Source organism: Botrimarina sp. (assembly GCF_040219535.1).
GTDB lineage: Bacteria > Planctomycetota > Planctomycetia > Pirellulales > Lacipirellulaceae > Botrimarina.
This window is the reverse complement of the sequence record NZ_JAVJSH010000020.1, coordinates 42556-55863: the sequence shown is the minus strand read 5'-3', so window position 1 is coordinate 55863 and position 13308 is coordinate 42556. Positions and strand designations below refer to the sequence as shown.

At 69.0% G+C, this 13308-nt stretch carries 10 protein-coding genes and 1 tRNA gene; 6 read left to right on the top strand and 5 right to left on the bottom strand.

The window, feature by feature from the left end:
• Positions 1-58: 58 nt before the first annotated feature.
• From RIC11_RS10460 to leuS, 3 genes are all read right to left on the bottom strand, one after another.
• Positions 59-940 carry a toxin-antitoxin system YwqK family antitoxin gene (locus RIC11_RS10460; RefSeq protein WP_350210980.1) on the bottom strand — a complete coding sequence of 294 codons (882 nt, stop codon included), beginning with the start codon at positions 938-940 and terminating at the stop codon, positions 59-61.
• Between the two features lie 148 nt (positions 941-1088).
• Entirely contained in the window at positions 1089-2387 is a 1299-nt protein-coding gene (locus tag RIC11_RS10455) for a glucose-1-phosphate adenylyltransferase (protein WP_350210978.1), read from the bottom strand.
• A 210-nt stretch (positions 2388-2597) separates the two neighbouring features.
• Positions 2598-5258, bottom strand: a complete 2661-nt coding sequence (leuS, locus tag RIC11_RS10450; protein ID WP_502879388.1) for a leucine--tRNA ligase — start codon at positions 5256-5258, stop codon at positions 2598-2600.
• A gap of 308 nt (positions 5259-5566) precedes the next feature.
• On the opposite strand from leuS, the gene RIC11_RS10445 reads away from it, so the two are divergent.
• The 6 genes from RIC11_RS10445 to RIC11_RS10420 all read left to right on the top strand — a co-directional run bounded on the left by RIC11_RS10445 (position 5567) and on the right by RIC11_RS10420 (position 12273).
• The gene (locus RIC11_RS10445; RefSeq protein WP_350210974.1) at positions 5567-6871 is read left to right on the top strand and encodes a homoserine dehydrogenase; all 1305 of its coding nucleotides are present in this window, start codon (positions 5567-5569) and stop codon (positions 6869-6871) included.
• Positions 6872-6925: 54 nt separating this feature from the next.
• The gene (locus RIC11_RS10440) at positions 6926-7315 is read left to right on the top strand and encodes a GxxExxY protein (protein ID WP_350210972.1); all 390 of its coding nucleotides are present in this window, start codon (positions 6926-6928) and stop codon (positions 7313-7315) included.
• A 49-nt stretch (positions 7316-7364) separates the two neighbouring features.
• Positions 7365-8597 (top strand): cofactor-independent phosphoglycerate mutase, encoded by a 1233-nt coding sequence (locus RIC11_RS10435; RefSeq protein ID WP_350210971.1) that lies wholly within the window; start codon positions 7365-7367, stop codon positions 8595-8597.
• Entirely contained in the window at positions 8594-9028 is a 435-nt protein-coding gene (locus RIC11_RS10430) for a GxxExxY protein (protein ID WP_350210969.1), read from the top strand. Before RIC11_RS10435 ends, RIC11_RS10430 begins: the two co-directional genes overlap by 4 nt.
• 50 nt (positions 9029-9078) lie before the next feature.
• On the top strand, positions 9079-10866 hold the full coding sequence (locus tag RIC11_RS10425; RefSeq protein ID WP_350210967.1) for an aspartate kinase: 1788 nt from the start codon (positions 9079-9081) through the stop codon (positions 10864-10866).
• A 108-nt stretch (positions 10867-10974) separates the two neighbouring features.
• Positions 10975-12273 (top strand): alpha-amylase family glycosyl hydrolase, encoded by a 1299-nt coding sequence (locus tag RIC11_RS10420; protein ID WP_350210965.1) that lies wholly within the window; start codon positions 10975-10977, stop codon positions 12271-12273.
• Positions 12274-12308: 35 nt separating this feature from the next.
• Here RIC11_RS10420 and RIC11_RS10415 read toward each other — a convergent pair.
• Positions 12309-12382 (bottom strand) — tRNA-Arg (locus tag RIC11_RS10415).
• A gap of 158 nt (positions 12383-12540) precedes the next feature.
• Positions 12541-13248: a pirin family protein gene (locus RIC11_RS10410; protein ID WP_350210963.1), complete on the bottom strand. Its 708-nt coding sequence runs from the start codon at positions 13246-13248 to the stop codon at positions 12541-12543.
• Positions 13249-13308: the final 60 nt, after the last annotated feature.

Genomic DNA, 13308 nt, shown 5'->3' with positions numbered 1-13308 from the left:
CCCTAGACGGCGACCCCACCAACGCCAACTCGGGCGCCCCCCCGCTAGCGGCGTCGGGTCAGCCCTGGTCGGACCGCTCGACGCTCTGGACCTGCCCTTCCTGGTACTGCCGACGCACGACCACGCCGTCGTTGCGGTAGATCGTGGTGAGGCCGTCTTGCTCGTTGTTCTTGTACGTGATTTCCGCGCGGAGGTTCCCCAACCGGTCCCACTGCTTGGCCACGCCCTCGCGCTTGCCGTCAACGAAGGGGATCTCGGTCTGCAACTGGCCGTTGGGGAACCAGACCCGGAACGTCCCGTCGGGCTTCCCCTCGGCGTAAGACTCTTCGCGGACCTTCTGCTCGCCGTCGGGGCTAAAGCTCTCCCACGTGCCGACGCGGGCGCCGGCGTCGTACTGGCGGCGGGCGACGACCTTCCCATCGGGGCTGTACAGCGTGACCTCGCCGTCGGGCTTGCCGTCGACGTAGTTCACCGTCTTGGCGACCTGGCCGTTCTCGTGGTGGTAGGTCCACTCGCCGACGGCCTTGCCCATGTCGAAGCGGCCTTCGACGAAGAGCTGCCCGTTGGAGTAGTACTCCTTGTTGGGACCGTCGCTGACGGCCGTGTTGTTCGACAGGATGGCCACGCCGCGCTCGAACCGCACGGTGTCGGTGTCCGGGAAGTTGACCGACTGGTTGCGTCGCTCGACGACCGTGGCCGGCGGCGGCGGCTCGTCTTCGGGCAGGTAGATCGGCGGGCCCGTGTAGGGCTCGATGGTCGCGGTCTCGCCCCGCGGCGCGTCGGCCGCAGGGGCTTCCGCGGGCCGCGACGGCTGAGCCACCGCGGCCGGCACGAACGCGGCCGAGAGGATCGCGGCGAGGATCCGTCGCGCAGCGGCGCGGGCGGGCGCCGGGGCGACCGGCGGCGGGGAAGCGGGGCGGTCAGCGGGAGCGAACGACATAGGGACCTTGCGCTGGTCGGACGGGGAGCGCGGGGGACGATGCTCGGAAGCGGCGACGGGCCGGGGGGAAGCGGCGGCCGGGCGGGCCGTAGCCCCGCATTTTAACGCCCCCCGGCGCCGAGTCCACGGAGCGACCGGCGATCGGGGCTCAGTCCAGCCGCCAGTTCGCCGGCAGAGCCGTGTTCTTCGGCACGACGATCACCCCGTCGCGGACCACACAGCCGTGGTCGGCGTCGTGGTCCTGGTGGCCGGCGTCGTTCACGACCCGCGCGCCGGCGCCGATCCGGCAGTTCTTGTCGATTATGGCGCCGTCGATCACCGCGCCGGGCCCGATCCCCATGCGTGGCAGGCCGGCCGCGTCGTTCTCGTCGAGGCGGGCCTCGGACTCGTAGAAGTCGGCGCCCATCAGCACCGCGTTGCGGATGGTCACGTCGCGGCCGATCCGGCAGCGCAGGCCGACCACGCTGTTCTCGACCTTCGCGCCGGGCTCGATCACGCACCCGTCGGCGATCAGCGAGCCCGTGATGTCCGCGCCGTCGACGCGGGTCGGCGGGAGGAACCGCGCGCGGGTGTAGATCGGCGACACGGGCGACGACAGGTCGAACGGCGCGTTGGGCCGGGCGAGCTGGAGGTTCGCCTCGTAGAACGAGCGGATCGTGCCGATGTCTTCCCAGTAGCCGTCGAACAGGTGCAGCTGCACCCGCTGCTTGCTGATCACCGACGGGAAGATCTCCTTGCCGAAGTCGGACTGGCTCCCGTCGGCCAGCGCGTCGTGCAGCGCCTGGCGGTTGAACAGGTAGATGCCCATCGAGGCCAGGCAGTCGCGGCCCTGGGAGTCGACGCCGCGGGCGTCGATCCACGCCGGGTCCACGGCCGCGCGGTCCTGTTCCTCCTTGGTCTTGGGCTTCTCGACGAACCCCGTGACGCGGCCCGATTCGTCCGCCTGCATGAGGCCCAGCGCGCTGGCCTCGGTGCGGGTGACCGGTTTGGCGGCGATCGTGACGTCGGCGTTGGAGCGTTGGTGGTCGTCGAGCATGCGCTCGAAGTCCATCCGGTAGAGCTGGTCGCCGGAGAGGATCAGCACGTAGTCGAAGCCCGCGTCGAGGATGTACAGCAGGTTCTTGCGGACCGCGTCGGCGGTGCCCTGGTACCAGTCCATGTTGGCGTCGTCCTCGATCGTCTGCTGCGCGGCGAGGATCTCGACGAAGCCGCCGCTGAACGCGTCGAACCGGTACGCGCCGCGGATGTGCTGGTGCAGGCTGACCGAGAGGAACTGCGTGAGCACGTACACGTGGTTCACGCCGGCGTTGATGCAGTTGCTGATCGGGATGTCGATCAGCCGGTACTTGCCCGCCAGCGGCACGGCCGGCTTGGAGCGGTATCCGGTGAGCGGCAACAGGCGGGTCCCGCGACCACCACCGAGGACGACTGCGACGACGTTTTTCATGCTTTCCTTTTTTTCAACCGCCAAGACGCCAAGAGCGCCAAGGCCGCCAAGATGTCTTTGGAGAGGCTGTTGGCCGCGTCGGACGCCTCACCGCGGTCAAATTGTTCTTTGAAGGCTTCTCGTAATCGCTGGATGACTGCCAATCACGACTCGCTTCATGTCGGTTTCTTGGCGTCCTTCGCGCTCTTGGCGACTTGGCGGTTCTAACTCCTAGCCCTTCGTAACAAGGTTCACCAGCCGCCCCGGCACGACGATCTCTTTGACGATCTCCTTGCCCGCGATTTGCTCGGCGATCTTCGGGTCGGCCTTCGCGGCGGCCAGGATCTCGGCCTGGTCGGCGTCGGCCGGGACGGTGATCTTAGCACGGACCTTGCCCTTGATCTGCACCGGCAGCTCGATCGTGTCTTGTTTTAGGCGCTCTTCGTCGAACCGGGGCCACGGCTCGTACGCCAACGAACCATCGTGGCCGAGTATCGTCCAAAGCTCTTCGCACAGGTGCGGCGCGAAGGGCGACAGCAGCAGCACCAGCGGCTCGACGCACGACCGCGGCCGCTTCTCTTCTTTGTTGAAGAAGTTGACGAACTCCATCATCCGCGCGATCGCCGTGTTGAACGACAGCTTGTCGATGTCCTCGGTGACCGCCTTGATCGTCGTGTGCAGCACGCGGAGCTGCTCGTCGGTCGGGTCGTCGCGCGTGAGCGCGGCGTGCAGCTTGGTCTCCTCGGCGCGCTCGTCGACGATCAGCCGCCACACGCGGCCCAAGAAGTTCCGCACGCCGGCCACCCCCTCCATGTTCCACGGCTTGGAGTCCGGCAGCGGGCCCATGAACATCTCGTAAAGCCGGAGGGCGTCGGCGCCGTATTCGCGCACGACCTCGTCCGGGTTGACCACGTTGCCGCGGCTCTTGGACATCTTCTCGCCGTTCTCGCCGAGGATCATGCCCTGGTTCACCAGCTTCGCGAACGGCTCGGGCGTGCTGACCACGCCGCGGTCGTACAGCACCATGTGCCAGAACCGCGCGTACAGCAGGTGCAGCACCGCGTGCTCGGCGCCACCGATGTAGAGGTCGACCGGCATCCAGGCCTTCTCGATCTCGGGATCGATCGGCAGCTCGCGGTTCTTCGGGTCGAGGAAGCGCAGGTAGTACCAGCAGCTGCCGGCCCACTGCGGCATGGTGTTGGTCTCGCGCTTGCAGCGCACGCCGTCGCCCCAATGATCCGGGTAGCTGGGGTAGAGCCACTCGTCGGGGGCTTTGTCCAAGGGCGGCTCGGGGCGGCCGTGCGGCTTGAAGTCGTCTAGGTGGGGCAGGTCGACCGGCAGCTCGTCTTCGGGCACGGTGCGTACGCGGCCGGTCGGGCGGCCCTCGTCGTCCAGCTCGTGCGCGAGGGGGAACGGCTCGCCCCAGAACCGCTGCCGGCTGAAGAGCCAGTCGCGGAGCTTGTAGTTCACCGCCGCGCGGCCGAGGCCACGCTCGGCCAGCCACTCGGTGATCGCCTGCTTGAACTGAACGGTCGGCGTGCCGTCGAACTCGCCAGAGCTGATCGCGATCCCCGCGCCCGGGTAGACCTGCTCGCCGGCAAGGACCGCGTCGCGCTCCTCGTCCGGCGCGGCCGAGCCGGGGTCGACGACCGGTTTGATCGGGATGCCGAATTGCCGGGCGAACTCGAAGTCGCGCTCGTCGTGCGCCGGCACGGCCATGATCGCGCCGGTGCCGTAGCTGACGAGCACGTAGTCGGCAATCCAGATCGGGATCTCTTCGCCGTTCACCGGGTTGATCGCGTGCGAACCGGTGAACACGCCGGTCTTGTCTTTCGACAGCTCGGTCCGGTCGAGGTCGCTCTTAAAGGAGGCTGCTTCAACGTACTTCCTGACCTCGTCGGATTGGTCGGCCGTTGTCAGCCGCTCCACGTACGGGTGCTCCGGCGCAATGACCATGTAGGTTGCGCCGAAGAGCGTGTCGGGCCTCGTCGTGTAAACGCGCAGGACCCCGTCGGCGGGCTTTTCGGGGAAAGTCTTCTTAGCCCCCGGTGAGTCACCGGGGGCTATGGGTGATTCACCGGGGGCTAATCCCGCTAATCGGAAATCGACCTCGGCGCCGACGCTGCGGCCGATCCAATTCCGCTGCAGCGCTTTGACGCCCTCGGGCCAGTCGAGGTTGTCGAGGCCCTTCTCCAGGCGGTCCGCGTACTCGGTGATCCGCAGCATCCACTGGCGTAGCGGCCGGCGTTCGACCGGGTGGCCGCCGCGTTCGGACTTGCCGTCCTGGACCTCTTCGTTGGCCAAGACCGTCCCCAACGCGGGGCACCAGTTGACCGGCGCCGAGCTCTGGAACGCCAGGCGGCGCTCGTCGACCCACTGGCGCGCGAAGTCCTCGCCGAGGGCTTTCACGTCGTCCGGGATGTCGAGCTCGGCGATAGGGCGGCCCTTCTGCTGCTCGCGGTCGAACCACGTGTCGTAGAGCTGGAGGAAGATCCACTGCGTCCAGCGGAAGTAGTCCACGTCGGTCGTGGCGACCTCGCGGTCCCAGTCGTAGCTGAAGCCGAGCATCTTCAGCTGCCTGCGGAACGTTGCGATGTTCTGCTCGGTCTGCTTGCGTGGGTGCTCGCCGGTCTTGATCGCGTGCTCCTCGGCCGGCAGGCCGAACGCGTCGAATCCCATCGGGTGCACGACCGAGTAGCCCTGCATCCGCCGCGCGCGGCACACGATGTCGGTGGCCGTGTATCCCTCCGGGTGGCCCACGTGCAGCCCGTCGCCCGACGGGTAGGGGAACATGTCCAGCGCGTAGAGCTTCTTCGCGGGGTCTTCCGGCAGCCGCGGCGCGGAGAACGTCTTCTTCTCGTCCCAAAAAGCCTGCCACTTGGGCTCGATCACAGCGGGGTTGTAGCGGGGCACGCGATTGCGGAGTTCGGATTGCGGATTGCGGAATGCGGAGCCAAGGCGGATCGACACCGGAGCCCAGGGCCTAAGCCCTGGGAGCGTGCCGGGTAGCCGGGTTCCTCCCAGGGCTGACGCCCCGGGCTCCGGCAACGGTCACTGAGATCGCTGCAGTTTTCGATGCGCAGAGTCTATCGGGGCCGCCGCTTAGCGCAAACCACGCCGTCCGTTGACCTTCGGTCGCGGCGTGCGTCTACTGGCCGGACTCTCCCCCGACCGCGACCCCGCTCCCTGTCGTTCGCGCTATGGAAAAGTCCAAAGTCGGCCTTGTCGGCCTCGGAACCGTCGGGTCGGGCGTGGCCCGGATCCTGCTCGACCACGGCGACCGCACCGCTCGCCAGGCGGGCCGCGTGCTGTGGCTGGAGAAGGCCGCCGTGCGCGACCCGGCCAAGCCCCGTGGCTGCGAGCTGCCCGAGGGGGTGCTCACCGGCCAGATCGACGACGTGGTCAACGACCCGGAGATCGAGGTCGTCGCCGAGCTGATGGGCGGGGTCGATCGGGCGCGGGAGGTCGTGCTCGCGCTGCTGGCCGCCGGCAAGGACGTGGTGACCGCCAACAAGGCGCTCTTGGCCGCGCACGGGCCGGAGCTATTCGACGCGGCCCGCGAGGCGGGGCGCACGATCGCGTTCGAGGCCGCGGTCGCCGGCGGCGTGCCGATCATCGCCAACCTCAGCCAGTGCCTGTCGGCCAACCAGGTGCTCTCGCTGACGGGCATCCTCAACGGCACGTGCAACTTCATCCTCGAGAAGATGCACGCCGAGGGGGTCCCCTACAGCGAGGTCATCGCCGAGGCGCAGCGCCTGGGCTACGCCGAAGCCGACCCGGCGATGGACGTCGACGGCACGGACACGGCCCAAAAACTGGCGATCCTCGCCCACCTGGCGTTCGGCGCGCGGCCCGACTGGGCGGCCATCCCACGCAGCGGCATCGACACGCTCGACCTGGCCGACGTGCGGATGGCCCAGCAGCTGGGCTACACGATCAAGCTGCTCGGCGTGGCCGAGCTGACGCCGGTTTCTCAGGGAGTGGGAGGCCTGCAGCTCTCGGTCGGCCCGACGCTCGTGCGTAGCGGCAGCCCGCTGGCCGACGTGCCGGGCCCGATGAACGCGGTCAAGGTCACGGCCGACGCGGTCGGCGAGCTGTTCTACGAGGGACCCGGCGCGGGGCAGATGCCCACGGCCAGCGCGGTGGTCGCCGACCTGATCGACACGGCTGTGGGCCGCACGCGGCTCACCTTCCAGACGCTCAAGCTCTGGAGCAAGGAGTCCGAACGCACGCCGGTCGCCGACCCCAGCGACTCGGTCGCGCGCTTCTACCTGCGTGTCGAAGCGGCCGACGAGCCCGGCGTGCTCGCGCAGATCGCCGGCGCGCTGGCCGCCGAGGGCGTGTCGATCGCCAGCTTCCAGCAACACGCCAGCGACACAGCCACCGTGCCCCTGGTGCTCATGACCCACGCCACCACCGAAGGCGCCGCCGAGAGAGCCTGCCAAAAGATCGCCGCCCTGAAGCCCGTGACCAGCCAACCGGTCCGCCTCCGCGTGCTGGGGTGAAGAGGTATTTGAACCACGACGGGCACGACGAGCACGACGGCCGGGAGCCAGGACATGCCGCCTCCAATACCTAGAGACATCGAGTCCGTAGGGACTAAAGTCCTTGACGCGGCGTTCGCGGTGCATCGCGAACTGGGCCCCGGGCTGTTGGAGTCGGTCTACGAGACGTGCCTGTGCCACGAGCTTCGGAAGTTGGGGATCGATTTTGTCGCGCAAGCGCAGCTCCCGATTTTCTATGACGGGATCAGGATCGAGAGCGGATTGCGCCTCGATCTGCTGGTTGCCGGCAGTGTCATCGTTGAACTCAAAGCCATCGACCAGATGGCGCCGATCCACGAGGCCCAGCTCCTGACTTACATGAAGCTGGCGAACGTCCGCCTTGGCTTCCTCCTCAACTTCAACTCCATCATGCTCCGCGACGGCATGAAGCGGCTGGTCCTGTGATCGATCCGTCGTGCCCGTCGTGCCCGTCGTGGTCAAATCCAATCCAACCATGAAATACGCGATCATCATCCCCGACGGCGCCGCCGATGAGCCGCAGTCTTCGCTCGGGGGCAAGACGCCGCTCGAGGCGGCCGCCACGCCGAACATGGACGCGCTCGCCCGCGCCGGCGTGGTCGCCCGCGCTTGCCACACGCCCCGGGAGCTGCCGGCCGGGAGCGAGATCGGCAACCTGTCGCTGCTCGGCTACAACCCCTTCGAGCACTTCACCGGCCGCGCGCCGATGGAAGCGGCCGCCCAAGGCATCGAGCTAGCCCCGGGCGACTGGGCCGTGCGGTGCAACACGGTCACCGTCGAGGACCAGGGGGAGGGGCCCGTGATGGTCGACTTCACCGCGGGGCACGCATCGACCGAAGAATCGACCGCGCTCTTGAAGTCGCTCCAGGAAGAGGTCGCCAGCGACCCGAAGTGGCGCGGCGCGCTGGAGTTCGTGCCCGGCGTGAGCTACCGCAACCTGCTCATCTGGCGCGGCGAGAAGCTCGCCGCCCCGTTCACCGCCGACACCCGCACCGAGGCGCCCCACGACTGGACCGACCTCACGATCGCCGAGGCCCACCCGAAGGGCCCCGGGGGCGGCGTGCTGGTCGAGCTGATGGACGCGTCCGAGCGGCTGTTCTCCGAGCACCCGGTCAACAACAAGCGGCTCGAAGCGGGCAAGCGGCCCGTCACCAGCGTGTGGCTCTGGGGCCAGGGCGGCGCGCCGACCCTGCAGCCATTCGCCGAGAAGTACGGCCCCCGCGGCGCGATGATCACGGCGGTCGACCTGCTGCGGGGCATCGCCGCGCTGGTGGGCTGGGACCGGATCGAGGTGCCCGGCGCGACCGGCTACCTCGACACCGACTACGCGGCCAAGGGCCGCTACGCCATCGACGCCCTCGGCAAGTACGATCTGGTATGCGTGCACGTCGAGGCCCCCGACGAGGCATCGCACGAGGGCCGCGCGGATGAGAAGGTCAAGGCGATCGAGGCGATCGACCGCGACATCGTCGGCCCGCTGGCCGAGGCGCTCCGCTCCCACGGCGACTGGCGCGTGATGATCAGCCCCGACCACCCGACCTACCTCAGCACCAAGAAACACACCCACGGCGACGTGCCCGTCTGCCTGGCCGGCGCAGGCGTCGAGCCGGACGGCGCCACCGAGTACCACGACCGAGCGGCGGCCACATCGGAGCTGGCCTTCCCGCGGGGCTGGGACGCGATGCGATGGTTTATCGGGAAGGAGTGAACCGCCAAGACGCCAAGAGCGCCAAGGTCGCCAAGAGTATGAAGGCTGAGCCTGATGAAGCCGCTGACCGCGTCGCAAGCGCTGTACTCGATGCGGCTTTGGAAGTGCATCGGGTGTTAGGGCCGGGATTTCTTGAATCGACCTACGAATCGGCTTTGGCAGTCGAGCTGTCTTTGCGGCAAATCAACATCGAGCGACAGAAGCCGATCGCTCTAGCCTACAAGGGCGTTTCTGTCGGCGACGCTCGGCTCGATCTGCTTGTCGAAGGGCTGGTCGTCGTTGAATTGAAGGCCGTCGACACGCTCGCCCCCGTCCACCAAGCCCAAGTCATCAACTACCTCCGAGCCACCAAACTCCAGCTCGGCCTCTTGATCAACTTCAACGTCCCCCTCCTGAAAGACGGCGTCAAACGAATCGCGTTGACCCGCTAAAGAACCTCTTGGCGACCTTGGCGCTCTTGGCGTCTTGGCGGTTAAAAGACATGTCACTGATAGTCCAAAAGTTCGGCGGCACCAGCGTGGCCGACGCCGAGAAGATCCGCGCCGCGGCGCGCCGCGCGCTCCGCGCCCAGCAGCAGGGGGCGCAGGTCGTGATGGTCGTGTCGGCGATGGGCAAGAACACCGACGTGCTGGTCGACCTGGCCGGCCAGGTGTGCGACTCGCCGCCGGCGCGCGAGATGGACATGCTCCTGTCGACCGGGGAGCAGGTCTCCGTCGCGCTGATGGCCATGGCCATCCACGACCTGGGCGGCCAGGCGGTGAGCCTGACCGGCGCGCAGATGGAGATCCGCACCGACAGCGCGCACGGCAAGGCGCGGATCCGCTCGATCGGCGCCGACCGCATCCGCGCGCACCTGGAAACGGGCCGGATCGTGATCGCGGCCGGCTTCCAGGGGATCGACGAGGACCTCAACATCACCACGCTCGGCCGCGGCGGCAGCGACACGACGGCCGTGGCCCTGGCGGCCGTGCTGGGCGCCGACGCGTGCGAGATCTACACCGACGTGGACGGCGTGTTCACGACCGACCCGCGGATCGAGCCGGCCGCGCGGAAGATGGACTGCGTGTCGCACGACGAGATGCTCGAGCTGGCGAGCCTCGGCGCCGGCGTGATGCACAGCCGCTCGATCGAGTTCGGCAAGAAGTTCAACGTGCCGATCCACGTGCGCAACTCGGGCGTGTTCACCGACGCTCCCGGCACGATCATCGGCCCGCTCCCCGAGTCGCCCGACCGCCCGGTGAGCGGCGCCGCGCTCACCAAGAACGAGGCCCAGCTCACCGTGGCCGGCGTGCCCGACACGCCCGGCGTGAGCCTCGCGCTGCTCGAGGCGCTCGCCACCGCGAACACCACGGTCGACATGATCGTGCAGAACCGCGCGCGCGACGGGCGCACCGACATCTCGTTCACGGTGCTCGACAGCGAGCTCAAGGCGGCCGAGATGGCGGCGCGCCTCGCCGCGGAGAGGATCGGCGCCCGCGAGGTCCGCCGCAGCGAGCCGGTCAGCAAGGTGTCGGTCGTCGGCCTGGGCATGGCCCGCCAGGCGGGCGTCGCGCAGGTGATGTTCCGCGCCCTGGCCGACGCGGGCGTGAACATCCAGGCGATCACCACCAGCGAGATCAAGGTCTCGTGCCTGGTGAACCGCGACCAGGGGCAAGAGGCCCTGCGCGCGGTGCACCGCGCGTTCGAGCTGGGCCGAGAGCCGGCCAACTGCACGACGGCCGGCGAGTCGCTCGCCGCCGCGAAGGAGGCCAAGGCGGCCGACGCCGGCGCCGTGATCGCCCGCCTGCAAGCGATGGAGGAGCTGTCGATCGACGGGTGCGAGCTCGACGAGACCCAGGCCCTCGTGTCGCTCCGCCACGCGCCGGACCAGCCGGGCATCTCGGCCGCCGTGTTCGAGGCGATCGCCGACCGCGGCTTGATGGTCGACCTGATCGTGCAGGGGATCGCCGAGGACGGGCGCACCGACATCGGCCTCACCGTGCCGCGCAAGGACCTCGCGGCGGCCGAGCAGATCGTCGCCGAGATGGCCAAGCGCTTCCAAGGGGGCGTGGCGAGCGAGAAGGAAATCGGCATCCTGTCGGTGACCGGCGTGGGCGTGCGGAGCCACACCGGCGCGGCGACCCGGATCTTCCGCGCGCTGAGCGAGGAGGGGATCAACGTCGAGCTGATCGGCACCAGCGAGGTGAAGCTCAGCGTGGTGGTCGCCGGCGAGCACGGCGCCCGGGCCCTGAAGGCCGCCAACGCGGCCTTCGCCGACGTGATCCGCTAGCACGCCGGCCGGGTCCGGCTCGACGGCGGGTCGCCCAGCGGATCAGAAGCCGACCGGGCCGTCCCCGATCGGCTCGACGAACGACCCCAGCACCACGGCGGGCCCACGATGAGCGATTGCGACGTTTGGTATCACCTCTTCCCGCTGGGCTTCCTGGAAGCCGAAGAGGCCAACCCCGACCCGGGTGGCGAGCACCGGGCGGTCACGCACCGCCTGCCAGCGCTCGTCGGTTGGCTCGACTACCTGGTCGGCTTGGGCGTGACGGGCGTGCTCCTCGGTCCGGTCTTCGAGTCCGAGACGCACGGCTACGACACGGTCGACCCGCTACGCGTCGACCGCCGGCTCGGCGACGAGGCGGACCTGGTCGCCCTCTTCGAGGAGTGCCACCGGCGCTCGCTCAAGGTGGGCCTCGACGCGGTGCTGCACCACGTCGGACGGCGCCACCCGCACTTCCAGGACGTGCTGGCTCGGGGCGAGCAGTCGGCGTTCCGCGATTGGTTCGAGATCGACTTCGGCCGCCCCGGGCACGACGGGTTCGCGTACACGAACTTCGAGGGGCACGGCCAGCTGGTCAAGCTGAACCACGCCAACCCGCTGGTTCTCGATTGGGCGGTCGACTTCGCGAACTACTGGACCCAGCGCGGGGTCGACGCCTACCGCCTCGACGCCGCGTACGCCCTCCCCGTCGACTTCGTGGCCGCGTTCGCCGAGCGTGTCCGCGCGGCGCGGCCCGACCTGTTCCTCGTCGGCGAGGTGATCCACGGCGATTACAGCCAGATCGCCCAGGACGCGCGACTAGAGTCGGTGACTCAGTACGAGTTGTGGAAGGCCATGTGGAGTTCGCTCAACGACGGCAACTTCTTCGAGTTGGCCCACGCCCTCGAGAGGCAAGCCGGCTTTTGCGAGCGCTTCACGCCCTGGACCTTCGTAGGCAATCACGACACGACCCGCATCGCCACGCGGCTCGACGACAAGCGCCACCTGGACCTCGCGCTGGCGCTGTTGTTCACCCTGCCGGGCGTGCCGGCCGTGTACGCGGGCGACGAGCAGGCCGCGCGCGGGCGCAAGTTCGACCGCCCGGGCGGCGACGCCCGCATCCGGCGCCCGCCGCCGGAGGCGCCCGGCCAGTTGTCCGGCGAGCGGCTCGCCAGTTACCTGAGGCATCAAGAGTTGATAGCGGCACGGCGCCAACGGCCGTGGCTGGCCGAGGGCGAGGTCCGTGTCGTCGGGCTCGAGAACCGGCTCATGACGTACGAGGTCCGCAACGACGGCGCCAGCGTGTTCGTCGCGCTGAGCACCGAGGACCACCCGGTCAGCCTTCAACTGCCTCCCGGCCTGAACCACGCGGCCGGCCACGGGGACTCGCACCTGCCGCCGCACGGCTGGGGCGTGTGGGCCTCAGAATAGAGCCCGCCAGAGCGTCGACGCCCACCGTTTTCGAGTACACCCCGCAGGATTCGAACCTGCAACCTTCGGATTCGTAGTCCGATGCTCTATCCAGTTGAGCTAGGGGTGCCCAGGTAGCCCTTCCCTTCGTGAAGGGCTCCGTATTCTGACCCCTGCCGCCCTCGGGGGCAAGCGGGCGCGGGGAGTTCCGTCATCGGCTGCGGGGCACGGCGAGCGACAGCGCGGGCGGCGTGGGCCCGAAAGATCGGCGCAGGCGTCACGACGCGTTCAAGGCAAATCAAACAGCAGCAGCTCGCCGCCGCCGGACTGGCCCCCCGCGAACTCGACCTCCGAGAGGTCTTCAACGGCCAGGCCGTCGCCCTCGGTGAGCGGCCGGCCGGCGACAACCGCGGCCCCGCGGACCGCCTGGACCCACAGGCCACGGCCGGGCCTCAGCGAGTAGCGTTCGCTCTGTTCGTCCGCCAAGCGGGCGAGCCAGACGAGGGCGTCTTGCTGGATCGTCAGCGAGCCGTCGCGGCCGTCGGGAGAAGCGACCAGCCGCAGCGGCGCGGGGTTCGCGGCGAGCGTGTCGGCGCGCAGCTCCTCGTAGCCGGGCGGCAGGCCCGTCGCGCGGGGCGTGATCCACACCTGGTAGAAATGGACCGGTTCGTCGTCCGACGGGTTGAACTCGCTGTGCACGACCCCCGTGCCCGCGGTGATCCGCTGGAAGTCGCCGGGGCCGATCACCGCGCCGTGGCCGAGGCTGTCGCGGTGCTCGAGCCGGCCTTCGACCACGTAGGAGAGGATCTCCATGTCGCGGTGCGGGTGCGAGCCGAAGCCTTGGCCGGGGGCGACGCGGTCGTCGTTCACCACACGGAGCGACCGGTAGCCCATGTGGGCCGGGTCGTGGTAGCCGGCGAATGAGAACGTGTGGGCGCTGCGGAGCCAGCCGTGGTCGGCGTGGCCGCGCTCGGCGGCGGGGCGGAGCGTGAGCATGGGCAGGCTTGAGGCTCGAGGCGGGAGGCTTGAGGGCCGTCGGTTGATACGCAACCGCTA

Excerpts from the sequence above, each read along its gene's own strand:
- RIC11_RS10460 (WP_350210980.1), bottom strand. The coding sequence starts at position 940 with ATGTCGTTCGCTCCCGCTGACCGCCCCGCTTCCCCGCCGCCGGTCGCC.
- RIC11_RS10455 (WP_350210978.1), bottom strand. The coding sequence starts at position 2,387 with ATGAAAAACGTCGTCGCAGTCGTCCTCGGTGGTGGTCGCGGGACCCGC.
- RIC11_RS10445 (WP_350210974.1), top strand. The coding sequence starts at position 5,567 with ATGGAAAAGTCCAAAGTCGGCCTTGTCGGCCTCGGAACCGTCGGGTCG.
- RIC11_RS10440 (WP_350210972.1), top strand. The coding sequence starts at position 6,926 with ATGCCGCCTCCAATACCTAGAGACATCGAGTCCGTAGGGACTAAAGTC.
- RIC11_RS10435 (WP_350210971.1), top strand. The coding sequence starts at position 7,365 with ATGAAATACGCGATCATCATCCCCGACGGCGCCGCCGATGAGCCGCAG.
- RIC11_RS10425 (WP_350210967.1), top strand. The coding sequence starts at position 9,079 with ATGTCACTGATAGTCCAAAAGTTCGGCGGCACCAGCGTGGCCGACGCC.
- RIC11_RS10420 (WP_350210965.1), top strand. The coding sequence starts at position 10,975 with ATGAGCGATTGCGACGTTTGGTATCACCTCTTCCCGCTGGGCTTCCTG.
- RIC11_RS10410 (WP_350210963.1), bottom strand. The coding sequence starts at position 13,248 with ATGCTCACGCTCCGCCCCGCCGCCGAGCGCGGCCACGCCGACCACGGC.